Origin of the sequence: Arthrobacter livingstonensis, from assembly GCF_003219815.1 — a bacterium.
GTDB lineage: Bacteria > Actinomycetota > Actinomycetes > Actinomycetales > Micrococcaceae > Specibacter > Specibacter livingstonensis.
Map to the genome: position 1 here is coordinate 156,148 of NZ_QJVD01000004.1, position 22,646 is coordinate 178,793.

Below are 22,646 nucleotides of genomic sequence, written 5' to 3' on the forward strand. Positions count from 1 at the left end.
TGAGTTTTCTGTGAGTGGGCCGCGCCGTGCCGCACTGCGGTGTGGCGCGGCATGCGCTACTCGCCCGCCACCACGGGATTGCGCAGTTCGCCGATCCCGCCCACGCGGCACACCACTTCGTCGCCGGGCCGGATTTGGCGGCATTCCCCGGGCGCGCCGGTCAGAATGACGTCACCGGGCTGCAGTGTCATGAATCCGCTGAGGTACACGAGGATCTCCTCCACGCCCCAGCCGAGGTCGTCGCTGGAGGCGGGGGACAGCTCAGTGCCGTTGTGCACGACGGTGATGGGCACGCCGTCGTCCGCGAGGCCCACCACAATCCACGGGCCCAGCGGGGTGAAGGTGTCGGGGCTCTTGGCGCTGATCCACAATTCGTCGGACTTCTGGGCGTCACGGGCGGAGACGTCGTTGCCGATGGTGAAGCCGAGGATGGCGTCGCGCGCGTTGTCCAGGGTCAGCTTGCGCGCGGCCTTGCGGACGACGACGGTCAGCTCGGCTTCGGGGTCGACGTGCCCCGCAGTGGGACTGAGCTTGATGGCGTCGCCGGGGCCGATGACCGAGCTGGCGGCCTTGTGGAAAGCCTGCGGGGGCAGGGCGCGGCCAGGGGCACCCGTGTTGTGCGCCATGCCAAAGACATTGGTGGGCGCGCAGGGCGCCAGGAAGGTGAACTGATCCTGGCCGACGCTGCCGCCGACGGCCCAGCCGCCGCGGGCGGGGCTGTTTTGGTTTGCGGGGGACGCGGGAAACGGCGTCTTGATGATGCGCCAGGTGTGCCCGTCGGGGCTGTTGAAGTCCGCGGCGTCATTGCGGACAAAGAACTGTTCCGGCAGCGGTCCCGGCACGGCGTCGAGGGGGCGGACACGGGCAAGGCGGTGCGGCGCATTGGTCATGAGGAGATCCTACCTCCTGTGCGGGCTGTGGCGGGTGGGCTTGGGCTGTGGTCCACTGCCTGCGGGCAGCCGGGGCAGTGGCCTAGACTTTTGGCATGGAACGCGGAAGTGCAAAATCCTTGAACCGTGCCGTGGCCGCCGCGATCGCCGCCGGTGCTGCCGGTGCCGCCGGCACGGCAGCCGTCATGGGGGCGCGGGCCATGCGTTCCGGGGCCGGGCGCGCGGGGTCCGCACGCCCGGGCGCCGGTTCGGGTGCCGGGGTAGCGGCCGGAAGCCCCAGCTCGACTGTCCATCACGGAACCATCGGCGCCGAGTTTGCCCAGCCGGCGGCGGATCAGCTCACGGAATTGATCCGCTTCCGCACGGTTTTTTCGCAGCGCCGGGATGAGATTGAACTCGACGAATTCACCGGGCTTATCGCCGCCGTCGAACGACTGTATCCGGCCGCCCACGCGGCGCTGGACCGGGAAATCCTCAACGGCCACGCACTGCTATTCAAATGGCCGGGCACGCGGCCCGATGCTGCTGCAAAACCGGTGGTGCTCATGGCCCACTATGACGTGGTGCCCGTGGACCCTCGCGACGACTGGACGCATTCCGGCTTCTCCGGGCATCAGGACGGCGAGTACGTGTGGGGCAGGGGCGCGCTGGATGACAAGGGGGCCGTCGTGGTGATTCTGGCAGCGGTGGAGTCCCTGCTGGACCAGGGGTGGACGCCCGGCCTCGACATTTACCTCTCGTTTGGCAACAACGAGGAAACGGCGGGCGACAGTGCGGTTGCGGCCGCCGCGCTGTTCCAGGAACGGGGCGTGCAGCCGTGGATGGTCCTTGACGAAGGGGGCGCCGTGGCCGAGAACGCGTTTCCCGGCCTGCGGCCGCCCGCGGCAGTCATTGGCGTGGCAGAAAAGGGGATCGTGGATCTGGAGCTGATCACGCGCAGCCACGGCGGACACGCCTCAACACCGCCCAAAATGGGAGCAACTGCCCGCCTGGCGCGCGCGATCATGGCTCTGGAAACCAATCCGTTCCCGCAGTCGATGCCCGCGCCCGTTGTGGAGATGCTGCGCCGGATAGGGGTGCACAGCGGCTTTGGCATGCGGCTGGTCACGGCCAACATGTGGGCGTTCAAGGGGCTGCTGACGCGAGCCTTCGACGTGCTGGGCGACGAGGCAAGGGCCATGACGCGGACCACGGTGGCCATCACCGAACTCGAAGGCAGCAAGGGCTCCAACGTCCTCGCCTCGACGGCACGGGCCAATGCCAACATCCGGATCGCCGTGGGGGAGACCGTGGAGGACGTGGTGGAACGCGTGCGCCGCATCATCAACGACCCGGGCATCGAGCTGCGGGTGCTCGGCGCGCACGGGCCCTCGCCGATTTCCCCGTTCGACAACGAACAGTTCGCCCTGCTTTCGCGGTGCGTGGGAGTCTCCCATCCCGACGCCGTGGTGACCCCCTGCGTGCAAACCGGTGCCACGGATGCCCGCCACTTCACCGGAATCTGCCCTGCCGTGTACCGTTTCTCACCCCTGCTGATGGACGAGGATGACCGGGCCAGCCTGCACGCCGTCAACGAGAAGGTGCGCATCTCCGCGCTGGGTGCCGGCGTGGTGTTTTACCGGGAGCTGATGCAGCAGATGTGAACGGCGCGCCACCGCTCCCTTTCGGTGGTGACGGAGCTGCCCGCACGGCGGATTCCAAGGTGGTGCACCTCCACAGGCGGGCGCGGCGCAGCGCAGCCGTGACTGTGCAACACGTCGCTAACATGGGCAGCGAAGGGACACCCCGGAACCGCAAATTCCCCAGGAGCAGCAATGCAACGACGCATGGAAACTGACCGCACCATGACCCGAACGGCGGCACTTTCGGCGTTGACGGTGTTGGTCGCGGCACTTTCCCTGGCCGCCTGCGGCGTGTCGATCAGCCCGGCGACCCCCTCACCGCAGGCGGGCGGCACCACCCAGGCCGGCCCGGCGCCGTCGTCCCCGGGAGGGGCCGGCACCGCAGGCGCCACGGGCACGGCGGGCGCCCCAGGCGGGACCGGCGCGGCGGGCCCCACGAGCAACCCGTCCGCCAGCCCCTCCGCCGAGCCAACGGCCGCGCAGTGGAAAACGTACACGGACCCCGGCAGGAATGTCAGCTTTGAACTGCCGGCGGACTGGATCACGCAGCTGGTAACGGGCAAGGATGCCAAGGGCGTGCGCGTGGAAGTGCGTGACACCTCCGGGGATGTGGTGGCAACCCTGCAAACCCAAATCACCGGCCTGGGAGGTGCCTGCACGCCCAATTCGATGCGGCCGTACACCGTGATCTCCAGCATCCCGATGCAGATCCCGTCAAACAACCAGGGTGCAGCCGCCGTCGACCCGCGCTTCGTCTACCGCGTGATCCAGGGCGCCACCCATTTCTACGCCTCCTATGGCATCACGGACCAGTCGGCCGGCAAGGACGGCAGGGCCTGCATGGTGTACAACACCGTCCAATCGAAGCAGCTGGGCATCTACATGTTCGGCGATGTCCTGCAGTTCACCAGCGCGCCGGACGGATCGGCGGGCCTGCGCGCCTTCGCCACCCTTGCCAACGCGCAGGCCTATATGAACACCAGCGAATACCTCAACGTGCAGCGGATGGTCACGTCGCTGAAGTCGCTGGGCTGACCGGGTCCGGGCCGGTCGGCGCAGTGCCGGCTTGCCCAGTGCCGGCTTGCCCATGGCCGGTGTGCGCAGCGCCGGCAGCCCTTTCGGCCACCGCGGCCCGCAGCTTGCCGGTGAGCTCCAGCAGCTGCTGCAGCTCGGTGTCGCTGAGGCCTTCCTCCATGACGTTCATTATGTTCTGCACATGCGCCCGGCCCACGTCCTTCTGCAGGGCCGCGCCCGCCTCGGTGAGTCCGATCAACACGCCGCGCCGGTCGTCGTCGGGCGTCCTGCGCTGAACCAGGCCGCGTGCCTCCAACCGCTCCACGAGGCGCGAAATGCTGGGCTGGGTAAGCAGGACGTTGTCGTTGAGCTCGTTCAGGCGGAGCCAGCCAGTGGGGCAGCGCGAGAGGTTGAACAGGACGTCGTACTCGCGGCTGCCCACCTTCTTGAAAACCGGTTCCTTGTGGAGTTCGCGCATCACGGCCACCTGTGAGCGGAGCAGCGATTCCCACGCTTCCGTGGCCAGGCGGCGGTGCGCCGCGGCGGAGATCATGCCCCGGCTCCCTTTGTGGCACTCCCTGCGGCGGAACCATCTTCCACAGCCGTGGCCTGTTCGACGCCGGACGCCGGCTTGGCCGCCTTGGCCGCCTTGCGCGCGGCGAAGGTGGGGGCGTCCGGGATGGTGGCCGGCCGGTTGGCGGCAAACTCCTTGCGAAGCGTGGGCAGCACCTCCGAGCCGAACAGGTCCAGCTGTTCCAGCACGGTCTTCAACGGCAGGCCGGCATGGTCCACCAGGAACAATTGGCGCTGGTAGTCCCCGAAGTAGTCGCGGAAGGTCAGCGTCTTTTCGATCATTTCCGCCGGGCTGCCCACCGTCAGTGGAGTCTGTGAGGTGAAGTCCTCCATCGACGGGCCGTGGCCGTACACCGGGGCGTTGTTGAAGTACGGGCGGAACTCGTTGACGGCGTCCTGCGAGTTCTTCCGGATGAAGAACTGCCCGCCCAGGCCGACAATGGCCTGCTCCGGCGTGCCGTGGCCGTAGTGCGCGTAGCGCTCACGGTAAAGGTTGATCAGCTGGATGTAGTGTTCCTTGGGCCAGAAGATGTTGTTGGCAAAGAACCCGTCGCCGTAATAAGCGGCGATTTCCGCAACCTGGGGCGTGCGGATTGCGCCGTGCCAGACGAAGGGGGCAACGCCGTCGAGCGGGCGGGGCGTTGCGGTGAATCCGCGCAGAGGCGTGCGGAACTTGCCCTCCCAGTTCACCACTTCCTCATCCCACAGGCGGCGCAGCAGCGCGTAGTTTTCTACTGTCAACTCCACGGAGTCCTGGTTGTTCTTGCCAAACCACGGGTAGACGGCGCCCATGTTGCCGCGGCCCAGGACCAGGTCCACACGGCCCTCGGCCAGGTGCTGCAGCGTGGCGAAGTCCTCGGCGATCTTGACCGGGTCATTGGTGGTGATCAGCGTGGTGGCTGTGGAGAGGATGATCTTCTCGGTCTGCGCGGCAATGTAGCCCAGGATGGCGGTGGGGGAGCTGGGGTAGAAGGGCGGGTTGTGGTGCTCGCCCGTGGCAAACACGTCCATGCCAATGTCCTCGGCGTGCTTGGCGATGGTGGTGATGGCCTTCAGGCGCTCATGTTCGGTGGGAATGCGGCCCGTGGTGGGATCCATGGTGATGTCGCCGACGCTGAAAATTCCGAACTGCATGGGGTGCTCCTTCATCTCCCGGCGATGGCCCGAGATATATACGTTTGCATCTAATATACGGTTCAACCCGGACCGGCGCCAATATGTTCCCCGGACGCCCGGCGGGGCGCGGACCTGCCGGACGTCCCCCGATGGGGATATTTTGCCGGGCCGCTCCGTTGTTCCGGCCCGCCGCCGCCGCGGGGTTACCGGTGGGTACTAGGATGCTCATCAAGCGACACTGTTGGCGGTATCACAACCTGGCCGGGAGGCTTTTCGTGGATCCAAGTCAAGTACGTCCCCTGCGGCCAGGCCTGCAGGCGGGGCCCACAGCGGCCGCCGTTGTCGGCTTCCTGGTGCTGGTGGAAATTACCAGCGGTGTCCTGCAAGGCTATTACACGCCGCTGCTGACGGACATCGCCCGGTTCCTGGGCATCCACGACGCCGACGTGAACTGGTTTGAGGCCGCCCAGCTCATGGTCAGCGCGTTGGTGGTCCCGGTTCTGGCCAAACTGGGCGACATGGTGGGCCACCGCAGGGTGCTGCTCGTCTCCACGGCGCTGACCGCCGCCGCATCCTGGGGCGTGGCGTTTGCGCCGAATTTCTGGCTCTTCCTCACCGCCTGGGCGCTGCAGGGCATATACGTGGTCTGGCTGCCGCTGGAGATAGCACTCATCTACAGCCGCTCCCACCAGCGGCCCGACGGCGCGGCCCTGACCCGTAAGGCGGCCGGCATCCTGGTGGCCGGACTGGAATTTGGTGTCATTGTGGGAGCCCTGGCCGGCGGCTTCATTGGTGGGGCGCTGCCGGGCCGGCTCTGGCTCACACTCATGGTTCCGGCCATTGCCGTTACGCTGTGCTTCTTCGTGATCCTCATTGGCGTGCCCGAATCCGCCAACCGCACGGGCGGCCGGGTCGACACCATGGGGTTGGTCCTGCTCTCCCTGGCGTTGCTGCTCATCACCGCCGGGCTGACCTTCATGCGCATCAACGGCCCGGGCACCTGGTGGGCGTGGGCCGCCGTCGTACTGGGGCTGGCCACGCTGGTGCCCTTTACCCGGCACGAACTGGGCCACAAGGACCCCATGGTGGACATCCGCCTCCTGCGCCAGCCCAGCATGTGGCCCGTGCAGCTCACGGCGTTCTTGTTTGGCGTCTCCGTGCTCGGGGCGCAGGCGCCGCTGTCCACATTTGCCCGGACCGACCCGGGCGAGGTGGGGTACGGGCTGGGCGCCAGCTCGGGGCTGGTCTCGATCCTGATCGGCGTCTACGTCCTGGGGCTGCTGGTGGGGGCGCTGCTGTACCCGGTCGTGACGAAATGGACCACGCCGCGGATTACCTTGATGGCGGCGGCGTTCCTGGTGGCGGTGGGCTACCTGCTCTTCCTGCCCTTCCACGGGTCCATGGAGCAGGTGCTGGTCAACATGGTCATTGCGGGAGTGGGCAGCGGGGCGCTGGTGGCCGCGTTGCCGTCCGCCGCGGCAGCAGCGGCGCCGCTGACCCAAACCGGCATGGCGACCGGGCTGACGAACGCCACAAAGACCGTGGGCGGGGCGTTCGCCTCATGCATCTTTGGCATCGCCCTTGCGGGTTCGGCGCTCGGGTCGCTGACCGCCGGGTCCGGCAGCACGGCGGCGCCGCTGGCCGGCTACATGCTGGTGTGGGCCATCTGCGGCGTGACGGCCCTGGTCGCCGCCGTGGCACTGTACTTTGTGCCGAGGCTGGCCTTTGACGCCACCCTCCCCGCCCCTTAGGGTTCAGGATGGGCGCCAGCCGCGATCCCACAACGCGTCGCGGACCTTGCGTACGGCTTCTTTGGCGTCGTTGGCCATGTGGCCCTTCATGATGCGCACCTCTTTCCAACCGGAGCTGGCATAGTCTTCCTCTCGGCTGACGTCCCGTTCCACCTGCCGCGGATCGGCGTGCGTGCCGCCGTCGTATTCCACGGCGACTTTGTAATCCGGATACGACTGGTCGGGTGTGCGCTCCACGCCAGCAGCGAGCTTTGTTTTGGCATTGAGCAGGGGCTCAGGCAGCCCGGCGTACCCGCAGGCCAGACGGAGTTTGGTTTCCTGCGGAGAGTCAGAGCCGACACGTGCCAATCGGAGCGCCTCGCGTGCTTTGACTATGCCTGGTGTCCCCGGGTGCCTTTCCAACAGGATGGCCAGCTCTGCCATAGTGGCGTACGGCTTGGTGCGTCCTTCAAATTCGGGCCGGGGAATGCGGACGAGATGATCGGCGACCACCACCAGTTCATCGACACACATCTTCCGGGCACAGTCCAGCCAGGTCCTGGTGCGGGTCGTGATCCACAGGCCATTGAAAAAGCAGACTTCGTCGTTCCGAAACATGGTCCGGTGGCCAACGACTCCGAGCCGCCGTGCGGGCACGTGTGGATACTGGCGCGAGATGTGCAATGCCCTGCCTCCCACTCCGGGAAGGAAGCCCGGAAATTGCCAAATCGCGAAGGCGGTGGCATGGGATGTTGCCGAATAGCCAGTGACCAAGGTGTAAGGCCGGGTGAGAAGCGCAAGGGGGACGTCGGCGTCGTTCTTCAGTGACTTGATGCCGCGGCTGAGGGTGAGAACGTCACGATGGCACAACTCTCCGTAACTCGCGCCCCTCTCCAGTGCCTCGGCAACAGTGAAGGGCGCCGTGCGCAGAATTTCGGGGAGTCGATCAAGCCGTGGCATGCCATCATCATGGCAATTCCGGCGGCCGGCCGTTTAAGTTATCCACAGGTCGCCGCCTCCTGCGATCTGTGTTGCAGTTGTTGGACGAATACCCGTCGAAATGCGGTATTTTCATCCAACAACTGCAACACAGAATCTGGGGTGGAGGGGGTCAGTCGGCGGCGCGGCGGCCGCGGATCTTCGGAATGGCACCCGTGGTCCAGTCCTGGAACTCCGGCTTCTTCGACGTGCTGGCGGTGCCGGATGTGCCGTCGGCCCCGGCGGCATTGGAAGAACCAGCCGTGCGGGAAGTGCCGGCAGTGCCGGAAGGTGCCGAGCCCGCAGACGAAGCGGGCCTGTGCACCACCTTCAGGGCCTTGAGCTGTTCCCGCCGTTCCTTGCGGCCCTCCACGAGCCGGTACAGCACGGGCACCAGCACCAGGGTCAGGAGCGTGGAGGACACGAGCCCGCCCACCACCACGATGGCCAGCGGCTGCGAAATGAATCCGCCGCCGCCCGTCACGCCCAGAGCCATCGGCGTCAGGGCAAAAATGGTGGCCAGCGCCGTCATGAGAATGGGACGCAGGCGCTGCCGGGCTCCATGTTCAATGGCGTCGGCCACGTTCATGGCAGGCCTGTCGCCGGCGGGCCGCCGGTACTGGTTGATCAGGTCGATGAGCACAATGGCGTTCGTGACCACGATTCCCACCAGCATCAACATGCCGATCAACGACGCCAGGCCCAGCGGCACGCGCGTGATGAGCAGCAGCGCGATGGCGCCGGTGGCTGCAAACGGGATGGACACCAGCAGGATCAATGGCTGGATGAGGGACTTGAACGCGGCCACCATGATCACGTAGACGATCGCAATGGCCGCCAGCAAGGCCAGGCCCAGCTGCCGGAACGAATCCGCCTGTTGGGTGGCGGCACCGCCGATCGTGGCGATGGCCCCGGCCGGGAGCTTCACGGAATCGAGCTTCTTCGCCACCTCGGCGCTGAGCGAGCCCAGCGAATTGGCATCCGGCGTCACCGAGACGGTGGCGGTGCGTTGGCCGTTGGAGGAGGTGATGGTCAGCGGAGTGTCCACCTGCTGCACTGTGGCCACCGAGCTCAGGGGCACCGGCCCCGCGGCTGTTGGAATCTTGGCTGCGGCAAGGGCCGCCACGGACTCGAAGGTCTTCCCGAGCCCCACCTGCACCTTGTAATCGGTGGTGTCTATGCGCACTGTTCCGCCCGGGATGGGGCTGACCGTAGCGGCCAGCAGTCCGGTGATCTGGGATTCGTCGAGCCCTGCCGCGACGGCCTTGGCCCGGTCCACGCTGACCTGCACCACGGGTTGTGCACCGGAGAGGTTGCTGGAGACGGACTGCGCGCCGGCCAGGCCGGTCATGGCCTTCACCAGGGTGTCGGAGGCGTCCTGCAGTTCGGCGCCGGTGCCGGCCTTGACCGTGACGTCGACAGTATTTGAGGTGCCAAAGCCTCCGCCGGATGAGCCCAGGGCAACGGCGCCGGCGTCCTTGACCTTGGCCACGGCGTTCCTGACGGTGTCCTGCAGTTTCACCTGATCGGCGTTGGGATCGGTGATGACCTGGAAGGTGGCGCTGGAGGCGCCGGAGGACCGCAGCGCGGAGAAGCCGCTGGAGCTGTTGCCGACGGTGACCTGCACGTCCTCGACGCCGGAAATGCCCCTGAGTACCGATTCCACCTTCTTCGCCGCACTGTCCGTGGCGTCCAGGCTGGTGCCGGCCGGCAGGCTTTGATTGACCGTCAGGCTGTTCTGGCCGGTGTCCCCGAGCAGGTTCGTGGGCAGCAGCGGGGTCATGGCCAGCGTGGCACCGAGGATGATGACGCCGGCCACCAGCGTGTATACAGGGTGTTTCTGCGTCTTGGCCAGGATGGGAAGGTAACCCCGCTGCAGCCAGGAGCCGCGCTCCTTCTCTTCCACGACGCGAAGAAGGGCCTGCCCGGCCAAGGTGGTTCCGGCGTCGTCCGCCTTCCCACCGGTTACCGTCCCGGCATCAGCAACGGGAGCGGCGGGCGACTTCAGGAACCAGTACGCCAGCACCGGCACAATGGTCAGCGACACCAGCAGCGAGGCCACCAGCGCAAAGGTCACGGTCAGCGCGAACGGCCGGAACAGTTCCCCGGCCAGGCTGCCCACAAAGGCGATGGGCAGGAACACGGCAACGGTGGTCAGCGTGGAGGCCGTCACGGCGCCGGCCACCTCGCGGATGGCCGAAAGGATGGCGGACTTCTTATCCTCCCCATAGCTCATGTGCCGTTTGATGTTTTCAATCACCACAATGGAATCGTCCACCACCCGGCCAATAGCGATGGTCAGCGCGCCCAGGGTCAGGATGTTCAGCGAATAGCCTGTGGCCCACAACCCAATGAACGTCACCAGCAGTGAGAGCGGGATGGAGATGGCCGTGACCAGGGTGGAGCGCACAGAGAGCAGGAAAATTAGGATCACGACGACAGCGAAGCCCAGCCCCAGCAATCCCTCCTGGGTGAGGTCGTCAATGGACTTCACAATGAACGGGGCCTGGTCCAGGACGGTGGTGAACTTGGTGTTGTGACCCAGGGACGCCTGGATCTGCGGCAGCTGCGCGTTGATCTCGTGCGAGACCGTGACGGTGTCCGCTTCAGGGGTCTTGGTGATGGACAGCGCCAGCGTGGGCTTGCCGTTGGTGCGGGTGATGGAGGTGGTGGGATCGTCTGCCAGGGCAACGCTGGCCACGGAGCCGATGGTCGGTGCGGTAGCGGCCTTGCTGCCGGCCAGCGGAAGGGCCTTGACGGCGTAAAGGGAATCGACGGGGCTGCCGGCCTGGATGGGCAGGGTGAGCCCGTTGTTGCTCAGCGAGCCGACAGGCACCAGTGTGCCGTTGTCCTTCAACGCCGTGGTGATGGCGCCGGCGTTCAGGCCGGCCGCCGCCATCTTGGCGGCGTCGGGCAGGATGGCGATGTGCTGGGAATTGGCGCCGGTGACGTCCGCGCTGCGTACGCCCGCGATCTTCATCAACGCCGGCACCGCCAGCTGCTGCAGATTGGTGTTCAGGGCGGCCAGGTCCTGGTTGGAGGACACGGCCAGGAACACGATCGGGAAATCAGCGATGCTGCCGGCGATGGTCTGCGGCTGCACTCCGTCCGGCAGGCTGGCCGAGGTATTGGAAATGGCCCGGTCGATCTGGTTCCGCGCCCGGTCCAGGTTGGTGCCGTAGCTGAAGGAGAGGTTAATGGTGGAGATGCCGCTGCGGGAGGTGGACGTGCTGCCCTCCAGGCCTTCGACGGCGTTCAGTGCGGCTTCCAGCGGTGCGCCGACCTGTTTGTCCACCACCTCCGGGGACGCCCCCGGCATGGCTGAGACCACGGTGATCTGCGGGAAGTCGATGGAGGGGATGAGTTCCTGCTTGAGCGAACTGAGCGTGATGACGCCGAACACCACCGCGAAGACGGTGATCAGCGCAATCAGCGCCCGGTTCCCAAGGGACATCCGTGCCAAACGAAACATCAATACACTCCCACTGCGTTATGCCGGTTCCGTGTGGCCCGCCGGTCCCCTGGGTCCTGCCGGAAGGAGCTTTAGGCCGAATCCGTCTGCAGCTGCAGCGTTTCGGCCGTCGATGCCAGGGTCTTTTCGAACAGCTCCGCGTTGTCGTTGAGCTTGGTGCCGAAGGTGGGGATCATGCCGTGCAGCGAATCCTGCCATTCGAGCTTGAACTTGCGCGGGAAGCAGCGCTGGAGCAGCTGGAGCATGATCGGCACGGCCGTGGACGCGCCCGGGGACGCGCCCAGCAGGGCCGAGATGGTGCCGTCGGCCGAGGTGATGACCTCGGTGCCGAACTGCAGGATGCCGCCCTTCTTGGCGTCCTTCTTGATGATCTGCACGCGCTGGCCGGCCGTGATCAGTTCCCAGTCCTTGCCGTCGGCGCCGGGGAAGTACTCGTGGAGGGCCTCCACCTTGCCGGCGTGGGACTTGGTGACCTCGCTGACCAGGTACTTCACCAGGTCCAGGTTGTCCTTGCCGACGGCCAGCATCGGGATGATGTTGCCCGGGCGGATGGAGCCGGGCAGGTCAAGGTAGCTTCCGGTCTTGAGGTACTTGGTGGAGAAGCCGCCATACGGGCCGAACAGGAGGGAGCGCTTGCCGCCCACGTAGCGGGTGTCCAGGTGCGGGACGGACATGGGCGGGGCGCCCACCGACGCCTGGCCGTAGACCTTGGCGCTGTGCTGGGATGCGATTCTTTCATCCGTGCAGCGGAAGAACTGGCCGGAGACGGGGAAGCCGCCAAAGCCCTTGCCTTCGGGGATGCCGGACTTCTGCAGCAGGTGCAGGGCCCCGCCGCCGCTGCCAATGAAGACAAACTTGGCCTTGATGCGTCCGTGTTCGCCGGAGGCCGGGTGCTTGAGGGAGACGTCCCACTTGCCGTCGCTGGTGCGCTGGACGTCGGTGACCGAGGTGCTGTAGTTGACCTCGACGCCGTTGCCGTCCAGGTAGCCGATGAGCTCGCGGGTCAGGGCGCCAAAGTCGACGTCGGTGCCCTCGGCGGCCCGCGTGGCGGTGACCACCTCCTGGGGGTCGCGCCCCTTCATGACCAGCGGAGCCCACTTGGCAATCTGGGCAGGGTCCTCGGTGTACTCCATGGAGGCGAACAGCGGGTTGGCGCTCAATGCTGCATGGCGGGTCTTGAGGAATTTGCGGTGCTCCCCGCCGAGCACAAGGCTCATGTGCGGGACGGTGTTGATGAAGCCCTTGGGGGAGCCGATCATGCCTTTGTCCACCATGTGGGCCCAAAACTGGCGGGAGAGCTGGAACTGTTCGTTGATGTTCAGCGCCTTCGCCGGATCAACGGTGCCGTCCTTGGCCATCGGTGAATAGTTGAGCTCGCAGAGCGCGGAGTGGCCGGTGCCGGCGTTGTTCCACGGACTGGAGGATTCCAAGCCGGGAGTGTCGAGCTGTTCGAACAGCGCAATCTTCCAGGTTGGTTCGAGTTGCTTGAGCATTGCACCCAAAGTGGCGCTCATGATGCCGCCTCCGATGAGTACGACGTCAGCGTCTTTGGTGGTCGAGATGAAGGTCACAGTCAACTCCGAATAGAGGCTCTTCCTAGCTGTAGAAGCGTATCGCGGCAGGTGCTGGTTGCGTAAATCAGGCGAGGTGGGTCACACGCCCGGGCGGGGTGGTCCCGCCAACGGCGCCGGGCGGGCGCGGCACCTGGGTGGGCAGGCCGGCGTCGTGCTTCCCGCCAACGGCGCAGGACGGGGGCAGGCTACTTGGCGGAGTCGCTCAGCGTGACCTTGTTGAACACCTCGTTGAGCACCGGGCTGAGCGGGTAGCTGGCCACCTTGTCGGAGAGCGCGATGGCGGAGATCGGGAAGGCGAGCGGCACGGCGGGGACGGTGGTCGCGATCAGCTTGTTGATGGCGTCGTAGGCGACAACACGGTCCGGGCCGTTGGGCATGCTGCGCGCGCGCGTGATCTTCGAGACGAGCTGGGGGTCCTGCAGGCCGAGTTCGCCGTTGGCGGCGCCGAAGAGCGGCCCCACAAAGTTGTCGGGGTCCGCGTAGCTGCCGTTCCAGCCCATGAGGCTCAGCGCGTGGTCGCCGGGGGAGGTCACGGCATTGATGTAGCCGTCGTTCCAGGCGATCGGCACGGGCTTGATGTTGAAGCCGATCGCCGTCAGCTCGCGGGCGATCTCGGCATACACCTTTTCCGGCGTGGGCAGGTAGGTCCGGGTGGCGTTGGTGGGGTAGTAGAACTTCAGCTCCTGGCCCTTGTAGCTGGAGGACTTGAGCAGTGCCTTGGCCTTGACGGGATCGAAGGGGATGCCGGCCACGGCGTTGTTGAAGCCGCTGAGCTTGGGCGGGATGAACTGTGCCGTGGTGGCCGTGCCGGCGATGAAGAAGTCGGTGACCAGCGTTGTCTTGTCGATTCCGGCGGCGACGGCCTCGCGCACCTTCGCATCCTTCATGATGGGGATGGCCTGGTTGATGCCGACGTACACAACGGAGAAGGGGTCGCGCTGGAGCACCTGCTTGCCGGCCTTGACCAGCTTGTCAAAGTTGCTCGGCGTGACCGGGTCAAAGCCGTCCAAGGTGCCGTCCTCCAGTGCCGCCAGCCGGGTTTCGGGCTCTTCGTAGGTGGTGAAGACCAGTTTGTGGATCTGACCCTTCTCGCCCCAATACTTGGGGTTCGCGGTCATGGTCACCGTGCCGGGCCCGGAGGAGGTGAACGTGAACGGGCCCGTGCCCACAGGGTGGAGCGCGTACTTGGAGACCTTGTTGCCGGAGAACGTCTGGTTAAGGGTGTTGGCGGTCCCCTTCTCCAGCGCCGCGGGGGAGGAGATCGCAAACGCCGGCAGCGTCAGGGCCTGCAGGAACCCGGTCAGGCGCATTTTCAGGCGCAGGGTCACTTCCTGGGATCCGTCCACGGTGCAGCTGTCGTAGAGCGAATCCTTTCCCTGGTCCGAAAATTCACGGAACACCTGCTTGAACATGGTCCCGGCGCCGTCGCCCCGCGTGGCCTTGGGCAGGGTGTACCAGCGCTCGAAGTTGGTGCAGACGGCCTTCGCGTCAAAGGCGGTTCCGTCCTGGAACGTGACACCCTTGCGGAGCTTGAACTGGTACGCCAGCCCGTCGTCGAGTGCCTTCCACGACGTTGCCAGGCTCGGGGCCGGCGCGCCGGTGACGGGGTCGATCGTCACGAGCCCCTCCAGGACCTGCCGGGTCACCCGGTACGATTCCGTGTCGGACACCAGCGCCGGGTCCAGGCCCGCCGGGTCCGCCCCGGTGCCAAAGTTAAAGGTGACGGGCGCGTCGGTGGCGGTGGCCGGCGTCGAAGCTGACGGTCCGGGGCCCGGAGCCCCCGTGCAGGCCGTGATGCCCAGAAGTACGACGGCGGCAATCGCCGCTGCACGCAGGCGCGCCTTGCGCCGTGGGCGGGCCTGGATTGGCACGTGGGTTCTCCTTACCGCTGCGGATTCCGTCAGCCACTCATCCTAGTGGCTCATTCTTGGCATTGGCTGCCGTCCGCGGCGGCCCGGTCACGAAGCGTGTATATTGCCGGGTAGGATTGTGGACGTCTTAATGAGACGAAACTGCCGGCGCGAGTGGTGGAATTGGTAGACACGCAGGTTTTAGGTACCTGTGCCTTCGGGCGTAGGGGTTCAAGTCCCCTCTTGCGCACATAGTTGGTGAAGTTGGGTCCCGGAACGCATTTAGTTCTCCGGGGCCCTGCTTGTTGGGGCGCTGGGCGCGGCGATCCCGTGTTGATGCGTGGTTAGGCGGCGTCGATCTTCAAGTCCCGGCGCAGCTTGGCCACGTGGCCGGTTGCGCGCACGTTGTACTGGGCCTCGGCCACCCTGCCGCTGCCGTCCACCACGATCGTGGAGCGGATCAGGCCCTGGTAGGTCTTGCCGTAGTTCGTCTTTTCGCCCCAGGCTGCGTAGGCATCGGCGACGGCGTGGTCCTCGTCGGACAGCAGCGGGAACGTGAGCTTTTCCTCGGCAACGAACTTGGCGAGCCTGGCCACGGAGTCGCGGGAAATGCCCACCACCTGGTAGCCGGCGTCAGCCAGCGACGCCAGGTTGTCGCGGAAGTCGCACGCCTGCTTGGTGCAGCCGGGAGTGGACGCGGCCGGGTAAAAATAAACCACCACGTTCTGGCCGGCAAAGTCCTGCAAAGCCGTGGTGCCGCCGCTGGCATTGGGAAGACTGAAGGCCGGTGCGGTGTCGCCGGGGACAAGGCGTTCGGGCATGACGTGACTCCTAATAGGGGCGCGGCCGTGGTTGGCGCCGCCGCGGTGGGTGCTGCCGGGCGGACGCCGCACAAGCGGTGGATGGTTGCTTGCTTCAGCCTAGGCCAGTTGCCGCGGGCGACTAAATTGGCGCCTGGGCCGGGGTTGGCAACGGCTGGGCCTGCATGGGCCGGGCTGGGTCGGCCTGGCGGCCAAAAGTCCGCTGCCGCAGTCGGTCCGACCTGGGGTGGCGCCGGTCCAACGAGTGTTGCCGGCGCAGTTCCACCGGCGGGGCGTCGCCGCCGCTCCGCATATCGCTGTTTCCGCGCGCGGCCACCGCCGTTCCAGGGGGGTGTCGGCGCCGATCTGCATATCGCAGTTTCCGCACCGGAGGACCGGGTGGATTGCTCCGTTTCGCTGCAACTGGCCGCGAGTACGGGGCCAACCCGCATAACGGAATGCCGGATCCCGCGAGTACGGGGCCAACCCGCATCACGGAATGCCGGATCCCGCGAGAACGGGGCCAACCCGCGAGCGCACCCACAAGATACACCGTCCTCGCGGGTTGGCCCCGTTCTCGGTGAAATTGGCCGCCAAACGACTCATTCGGCTTGGGCACCAACGCTATAAAACAGGACAGCCTCCGATCCGCGTGAGCGAATCGGAGGCTGTCCTTCAACTGTGCACCCCTCGGGACTTGAACCCGAAACCCATTGATTAAGAGTCAATTGCTCTGCCAATTGAGCTAGAGGTGCGTCTTTGCGCTGCAGCGGATCACTCCGGCTTGTGTCCGATGTGTTCCCCGCAACGACATGAAACATTACAGGATTTTTGGGTGAGTGTGAAATCGGAGGAACGGTTTGCAGTGCAGATCACAAGATATGCTGCAAAAACCGCGGAATCCCGCGGGCCCAACGGGACTACCGCCCACTGGCGCCCACTGGATTCCGGCCGACGGCGTTGTGGCCGGGTCTGATTGCGGATTTGGCCCGCGGGCCGTGTCCGCACGGTTGCGCTCCGCCGGGCACGCCGGCTCCGTAACAATGACGCCAAGCGGACCACCGTGTGGCCGGAATCACCGTGAGGGTGGCCCGGCCCGCGAAGGAGTCATAGACTGACGCCCATGAGCGTGGAGACGAATTCAGAAGATGCCGTTGTCCGTACTGCCGACGGAAAGCCGGACATCAAACCCCGCAGCCGCGTTGTCACGGACGGCATTCATGCCGCGCCTGCACGCGGCATGTTCCGTGCAGTGGGCATGGGGGACGACGACTTCCGCAAGCCACAGATTGGCGTGGCCAGCTCCTGGAACGAGATCACCCCCTGCAACCTGTCGCTGAACAGGCTGGCCCAGGGCGCCAAGGAAGGCGTGTTCGCCGCGGACGGCTTCCCCATGCAGTTCGGCACCATCTCCGTCTCCGACGGCATCTCCATGGGCCACGAAGGCATGCACTTCTCGCTCGTTTCCCGCGAGGTCATCGCCGACTCCGTGGAAACCGTCATGATGGCCGAGCGCCTCGACGGCTCCGTCCTGCTCGCCGGCTGCGACAAGTCCCTGCCCGGCATGTTGATGGCAGCCGCCCGCCTGAACCTGGCCAGCGTGTTCCTTTACGCCGGCTCCATCATGCCCGGCTTCGCCAAAATGGAGGACGGTACGGAGAAGGAAGTCACCTTGATTGACGCCTTCGAGGCTGTCGGAGCCTGTGCCGCCGGCAAGATGAGCATGAAGGACCTGGACTCCATCGAACGGGCCATCTGTCCCGGCGAGGGCGCCTGCGGCGGCATGTACACCGCCAACACCATGGCCTGCATCGGCGAGGCACTCGGCATGTCACTGCCGGGCTCAGCCGCTCCGCCCAGTGCCGACCGCCGCCGCGACATGTACGCCCGCAAGTCAGGCGAAGCCGTGGTGCACCTGCTCGAAAAGGGCATCCGTGCCCGCGACATCATGACGAAGAAGGCCTTTGAGAACGCCATCGCCGTCACCATGGCGTTCGGCGGCTCCACCAACGCCGTGCTCCACCTCCTTGCCATCGCCCGCGAGGCCAAGGTGGACCTGACCCTTGAGGACTTCAAGCGCATCGGCGACAAGGTCCCGCACCTGGGCGACCTGAAGCCCTTTGGCCGCTACGTCATGTTCGACGTCGACAAGATCGGCGGCGTGCCCGTCATCATGAAGGCCCTGCTCGACGCCGGACTCATCCACGGCGACTGCCTCACGGTCACCGGCCGGACGGTGGCGGAGAACCTCGCCGAGATCAACCCGCCGGATCCCGACGGCAAGGTGCTGCGCGCCATGGACAACCCGATCCACAAGACCGGCGGCATCACCATCCTGCACGGCTCCATGGCCCCGGACGGCGCCGTCGTCAAGAGCGCAGGCTTCGACCTGGACGTCTTCGAGGGAACGGCCCGCGTGTTTGAGCGCGAGCAGGGGGCCTTGGACGCCCTGGACAAGGGCGCCATCCACGCCGGCGACGTCGTCGTGATCCGCTACGAGGGCCCCAAGGGCGGCCCCGGCATGCGCGAAATGCTCGCCATCACCGGCGCCATCAAGGGCGCCGGCCTGGGAAAGGACGTCCTGCTGCTCACCGACGGCCGCTTCTCCGGCGGTACTACCGGGCTGTGCATCGGCCATGTGGCCCCTGAAGCGGTCGACGGGGGTCCCATCGCCTTTGTGCGCGACGGCGACAGGATCCGGGTCGACATCGCCGCCCGGACGTTCGACCTGCTGGTGGACGGGGCCGAGCTTGAGGCGCGCAGGGCAGGCTGGGAGCCGCTGCCGCCCAAGTTCACCTCCGGTGTCCTGGCCAAGTACGCAAAGCTGGTCAACAGCGCGTCCACCGGCGCCTACTGCGGTTGATTCCCTCCCGCGGAGATGGCGCCAGGGCGCCATCTCCGCGGGCCCCTCGGGAATCAACCTTTATGTGCCCTGCCGCCTTCCGCTGTTGGGTCGCCGAGGGGACCCGCTTTCGGGGTGACCACAGGGTGGACCATGCGTCCACATAATGAGATGGCGGTGTGGCGTGTTTGACACTCCGGGTCGTAAAACGGGAGACTTCAGGTATGAACCTGTTGCTCGTAGTCGTCATTAGCTAGCGCGTGACGCAAAGTGGCCACACCAAACGGCCATGACCCTCTGACAACCAGTGAAGAGAACGTCGCAACACGTGCAAACCCCTCGATGAGAGCCTGACGGCTGAGGGGTTTTTTTGTTTCCACAGAGGCACCCCGTTCCACCGCGTGACCTACCCAACTGAACGCATCGAAGACGAAGTACCCATGAGCACGAATTCCGCAAAGGAAGAACCGATGAGTAAAGGAACGCCCGCCAGCCCTGCGCTGATGGCCGCCACCAAGTCCCATGGACATGGCGGCCACGCAGGCAGCAACTCCGGCGCAGTCAGCCCCGCCAGCCCGGCCACCGCCGTCGTAGGTCCCAACAATGTTGTGGCTCCTGTACAGATGACCGGTTCCGAGGCACTTGTCCGTTCCCTTGAAGAGCTTGGCGTCAAGGACGTCTTTGGGCTTCCAGGCGGGGCGATCCTGCCCACCTATGACCCCCTTATGGCCTCATCGCTCAACCACGTCCTGGTCCGCCACGAGCAGGGAGCCGGCCACGCGGCCCAGGGCTACGCCATGGTCACCGGACTGGTTGGCGTGTGCATCGTCACCTCCGGTCCCGGCGCCACCAACCTCGTCACGCCCATCATGGACGCGCACATGGACTCGGTGCCGATGGTGGCCATCACCGGCCAGGTTTCCAGCGCTGTCATCGGCACGGACGCCTTCCAGGAAGCGGACATCGTGGGGATCACCATGCCGGTGACCAAGCACTCCTACCTGGTGACCGACCCCCAGGACATTCCCCGCGTCCTGGCCGAGGCCTTCCACCTCGCGTCCACCGGCCGCCCGGGCCCCGTCCTGGTGGACGTGTCCAAGGACGCCCAGCAGGGACAGATGACGTTCTCGTGGCCGCCGGTCATCGACCTGCCCGGCTACCGCCCCGTTTTCCGCGGCCATTCCAAGCAGCTGCGCGAGGCGGCCAAGCTGATCCGCGAGTCCCGAAAGCCCGTGCTGTACGTGGGCGGCGGCGTCATCAAGGCACACGCGTCCAAGGAACTCATGGAACTTGCGGAGCTGACGGGAGCGCCCGTCGTCACCACTCTGATGGCCCGCGGCGCGTTCCCCGACTCGCACCCCCTGCACGTGGGCATGCCCGGCATGCACGGCACCGTCTCCGCGGTCACCGCGCTGCAGCAGTCGGACCTGCTCATCACCCTGGGTGCCCGCTTCGACGACCGCGTCACCGGCGTGCTCAGCAGCTTTGCCCCGCATGCCAAGGTTATTCACGCGGACATCGACCCGGCGGAAATCTCCAAGAACCGCACGGCGGACGTGCCGATCGTGGGCTCGGTCAAGGAAATCATTCCCGACCTGAGCGTGGCCGTGAAGGCCGAGTTCGAGGCCAACGGCGCCCCGGACCTCAGTGACTGGTGGGCGTTCCTGGGCAACCTGCGCGACACCTACCCGCTGGGCTGGACGGAGCCGGAAGACGGGCTCATGTCCCCCCAGCGTGTCATTTCCCGGATCGGCGCGCTGACCGGCCCCGAGGGCGTCTACGTGGCCGGCGTCGGGCAGCACCAGATGTGGGCCGCGCAGTTCATCAAGTACGAACGCCCGCATTCCTGGCTGAACTCCGGTGGCGCCGGCACCATGGGCTACTCGGTGCCCGCGGCCATGGGTGCCAAGGTGGGCAATCCGGACCGCGTGGTCTGGGCCATCGACGGCGACGGCTGCTTCCAGATGACCAACCAGGAACTGGCAACCTGCCGGATCAACAACATTCCGATCAAGGTTGCCATCATCAACAACTCCTCGCTCGGCATGGTCCGCCAGTGGCAGACGCTGTTCTACAACAGCCGCTACTCCAACACGGACCTGAACACCGGCCACGACACCATGCGCGTCCCGGACTTCGTCAAGCTCGCCGACGCCTATGGCTGCGTGGGTCTGCGCTGTGAACGCGTCGAGGACATCGACGCGACCATCGAAAAGGCGCTGGCGATCAACGACCGCCCCGTAGTCATCGACTTTGTGGTCAGCCCCGACTCCATGGTGTGGCCGATGGTCCCCTCCGGTGTCAGCAACGACCAGATCCAGGTTGCCCGCAACATGACCCCGGTGTGGGAAGAAGAGGACTAGAAATGACACGTCACACCCTTTCCGTCCTGGTTGAAGATAAGCCCGGCGTCCTGACCCGCGTGGCGAGCATGTTTGCCCGCCGCGCCTTCAACATCAATTCCCTGGCTGTGGGGCCCACCGAGGTCTCCGGGGTGTCCCGGATGACCGTTGTGGTCGACGCCGACGGAGACTTGATTGAACAAGTCACCAAACAGCTGAATAAACTGGTCAACGTCATCAAGATTGTTGAACTTGTTTCAGAGAATTCCGTGCAACGGGACCATATCCTGGTCAAGGTGCGTGCGGATGCGGCCACGAGGCTGCAGGTCACCCAAGCCGCAGACCTCTTCCGCGCCTCGGTCGTTGACGTGTCCACCGACTCGCTGACCATCGAAGCCACCGGCCACCCCGACAAGCTCACGGCACTGCTTAATGTGCTCGAGCCCTTCGGCATTCGCGAGATCGTGCAATCCGGCACCTTGGCAATCGGACGGGGATCCCGTTCGATGAGCGACAGGGCGCTGCGCGCCTCGTAGCACGGCCGCTGCCGTTCGCGGCCGCACATCAATCGTTTTGAAAACAAAGCAGCACACATCAATTATTCAAGGAGCTACACAGTGACCGACATGTTCTACGACGACGACGCAGACCTCTCCATCATCCAGGGTCGCAAGGTTGCCGTCATTGGCTACGGCAGCCAGGGCCACGCACACGCACTGAGCCTGCGCGATTCCGGCGTTGACGTCCGCGTCGGCTTGAAGGAAGGCTCGAAGTCCCGCGCCAAGGCAGAGGCCGAGGGCCTGCGCGTCCTCAGCGTTGCCGAGGCCACCGCCGAAGCCGACCTGATCATGATCCTCACCCCGGACCAGGTCCAGCGCTTCGTTTACGCGGAAGAGATCGCCCCGAACCTGAAGGCCGGCGACGCCCTGTTCTTCGGCCATGGCTTCAACATCCGCTACGGCTACATCCAGCCCCCGGCCGACGTCGACGTGGCACTTGTTGCACCCAAGGGCCCGGGCCACATTGTGCGCCGCGAGTTCGAAGCCGGCCGCGGCGTGCCGGACCTGATCGCCGTCGAGCAGAACCCGTCCGGCAAGGCTCGCGAACTGGCCCTCTCCTACGCCAAGGGCATCGGCGGAACCCGCGCCGGCGTCATCGAGACCACCTTCACCGAGGAGACCGAAACCGACCTCTTCGGCGAGCAGGCAGTGCTCTGCGGCGGCGCCTCGCAGCTGGTGCAGTACGGCTTTGAAGTACTGACCGAGGCCGGCTACAAGCCGGAGGTCGCCTACTTCGAGGTGCTGCACGAGCTCAAGCTCATCGTTGACCTCATGGTTGAAGGCGGCATCGCCAAGCAGCGCTGGAGCGTCTCCGACACCGCAGAGTACGGAGATTACGTCTCCGGCCCCCGCGTCATCACCCCCGACGTGAAGGAGAACATGAAGGCTGTCCTCGCGGACATCCAGAACGGCGCCTTCGCCAAGCGTTTCATCGACGACCAGGACAACGGCGGCGTCGAGTTCGCAGCACTGCGCAAGAAGGGCGAAGACCACCCGATCGAGTCCACCGGACGCGAACTGCGCAAGCTCTTCTCCTGGATCAAGACCAGCGACGACTACACCGAGGGTTCCGTCGCCCGCTAACCCCCAGCCCCTCCCAAAAGTTGGCTCGCTAGCGAGCCAACTTTTGGGTCCCTCGGGGCTGTGGGCCCAACGCTTCCGGTAATTCGCAGTTGTGGGTCCCGCGCAGTTGTGGGCCCAAGCGTGGGCCCAACAGTCCGCTTAAATGACACTGTGACGCGCGTCGCTTGCGACGGCGTCGGGCCTGATTGTTACGGCAAGGA

The 22,646-nt window shown here is 65.8% G+C and carries 15 protein-coding genes and 2 tRNA genes; 8 read left to right on the top strand and 9 right to left on the bottom strand.

What is annotated here, in order from left to right:
• Positions 1-56 precede the first annotated feature (56 nt).
• A complete protein-coding gene (locus CVV68_RS05475) occupies positions 57-890 on the bottom strand; it encodes a fumarylacetoacetate hydrolase family protein (protein WP_110499996.1) in 834 nt (277 codons plus the stop codon).
• A 95-nt stretch (positions 891-985) separates the two neighbouring features.
• Here CVV68_RS05475 and CVV68_RS05480 point away from each other — a divergent pair, with 95 nt between their 5' ends.
• Both CVV68_RS05480 and CVV68_RS05485 read left to right on the top strand, forming a co-directional pair.
• Positions 986-2,533, top strand: coding sequence for a M20/M25/M40 family metallo-hydrolase (locus tag CVV68_RS05480; RefSeq protein WP_146238830.1), 1,548 nt, complete (start codon positions 986-988; stop codon positions 2,531-2,533).
• A gap of 183 nt (positions 2,534-2,716) precedes the next feature.
• On the top strand, positions 2,717-3,547 hold the full coding sequence (locus CVV68_RS05485) for a hypothetical protein (RefSeq protein ID WP_110499998.1): 831 nt from the start codon (positions 2,717-2,719) through the stop codon (positions 3,545-3,547).
• On the opposite strand, the gene CVV68_RS05490 is transcribed toward CVV68_RS05485, so the two are convergent.
• The gene (locus tag CVV68_RS05490) at positions 3,522-4,079 is read right to left on the bottom strand and encodes a MarR family winged helix-turn-helix transcriptional regulator (RefSeq protein ID WP_110499999.1); all 558 of its coding nucleotides are present in this window, start codon (positions 4,077-4,079) and stop codon (positions 3,522-3,524) included. The genes CVV68_RS05485 and CVV68_RS05490 overlap by 26 nt on opposite strands.
• Positions 4,076-5,233 carry an LLM class flavin-dependent oxidoreductase gene (locus CVV68_RS05495; protein ID WP_110500000.1) on the bottom strand — a complete coding sequence of 386 codons (1,158 nt, stop codon included), beginning with the start codon at positions 5,231-5,233 and terminating at the stop codon, positions 4,076-4,078. The genes CVV68_RS05490 and CVV68_RS05495 overlap by 4 nt, the downstream gene beginning before the upstream one ends.
• 203 nt (positions 5,234-5,436) lie before the next feature.
• Between CVV68_RS05495 and CVV68_RS05500 the strand changes: the two genes are divergently transcribed.
• Positions 5,437-6,966, top strand: coding sequence for an MFS transporter (locus CVV68_RS05500; RefSeq protein WP_110500001.1), 1,530 nt, complete (start codon positions 5,437-5,439; stop codon positions 6,964-6,966).
• 3 nt (positions 6,967-6,969) lie between these two features.
• Here the strand turns inward: CVV68_RS05500 and CVV68_RS05505 are convergent, their stop codons facing one another.
• From CVV68_RS05505 to CVV68_RS05520, 4 genes are all read right to left on the bottom strand, one after another.
• The gene (locus tag CVV68_RS05505) at positions 6,970-7,905 is read right to left on the bottom strand and encodes a putative endonuclease domain-containing protein (RefSeq protein ID WP_110500002.1); all 936 of its coding nucleotides are present in this window, start codon (positions 7,903-7,905) and stop codon (positions 6,970-6,972) included.
• A gap of 151 nt (positions 7,906-8,056) precedes the next feature.
• Positions 8,057-11,395: an efflux RND transporter permease subunit gene (locus CVV68_RS05510; RefSeq protein ID WP_110500003.1), complete on the bottom strand. Its 3,339-nt coding sequence runs from the start codon at positions 11,393-11,395 to the stop codon at positions 8,057-8,059.
• Positions 11,396-11,466: 71 nt separating this feature from the next.
• Positions 11,467-12,966 (bottom strand): malate:quinone oxidoreductase, encoded by a 1,500-nt coding sequence (locus CVV68_RS05515; RefSeq protein ID WP_110500004.1) that lies wholly within the window; start codon positions 12,964-12,966, stop codon positions 11,467-11,469.
• Between the two features lie 188 nt (positions 12,967-13,154).
• Entirely contained in the window at positions 13,155-14,840 is a 1,686-nt protein-coding gene (locus tag CVV68_RS05520; RefSeq protein ID WP_245933359.1) for an ABC transporter substrate-binding protein, read from the bottom strand.
• 147 nt (positions 14,841-14,987) lie between these two features.
• Here CVV68_RS05520 and CVV68_RS05525 point away from each other — a divergent pair.
• Positions 14,988-15,069: transfer RNA gene (locus CVV68_RS05525), tRNA-Leu, on the top strand.
• Between the two features lie 94 nt (positions 15,070-15,163).
• Here CVV68_RS05525 and bcp read toward each other — a convergent pair.
• Together bcp and CVV68_RS05535 are read right to left on the bottom strand one after the other, a co-directional pair.
• Positions 15,164-15,640 (bottom strand): thioredoxin-dependent thiol peroxidase, encoded by a 477-nt coding sequence (gene bcp / locus CVV68_RS05530; protein ID WP_110500005.1) that lies wholly within the window; start codon positions 15,638-15,640, stop codon positions 15,164-15,166.
• Positions 15,641-16,301: 661 nt separating this feature from the next.
• Positions 16,302-16,374: transfer RNA gene (locus CVV68_RS05535), tRNA-Lys, on the bottom strand.
• A gap of 368 nt (positions 16,375-16,742) precedes the next feature.
• On the opposite strand from CVV68_RS05535, the gene ilvD reads away from it, so the two are divergent.
• From ilvD to ilvC, 4 genes are all read left to right on the top strand, one after another.
• Positions 16,743-18,482: a dihydroxy-acid dehydratase gene (ilvD, locus tag CVV68_RS05540; RefSeq protein ID WP_110500006.1), complete on the top strand. Its 1,740-nt coding sequence runs from the start codon at positions 16,743-16,745 to the stop codon at positions 18,480-18,482.
• A gap of 449 nt (positions 18,483-18,931) precedes the next feature.
• A complete protein-coding gene (locus CVV68_RS05545; protein ID WP_110500007.1) occupies positions 18,932-20,824 on the top strand; it encodes an acetolactate synthase large subunit in 1,893 nt (630 codons plus the stop codon).
• A 2-nt stretch (positions 20,825-20,826) separates the two neighbouring features.
• Positions 20,827-21,339: an acetolactate synthase small subunit gene (gene ilvN, locus CVV68_RS05550; RefSeq protein WP_110500008.1), complete on the top strand. Its 513-nt coding sequence runs from the start codon at positions 20,827-20,829 to the stop codon at positions 21,337-21,339.
• 81 nt (positions 21,340-21,420) lie between these two features.
• Entirely contained in the window at positions 21,421-22,446 is a 1,026-nt protein-coding gene (gene ilvC, locus CVV68_RS05555; RefSeq protein WP_110500009.1) for a ketol-acid reductoisomerase, read from the top strand.
• The last annotated feature ends 200 nt before the right edge of the window (positions 22,447-22,646 follow it).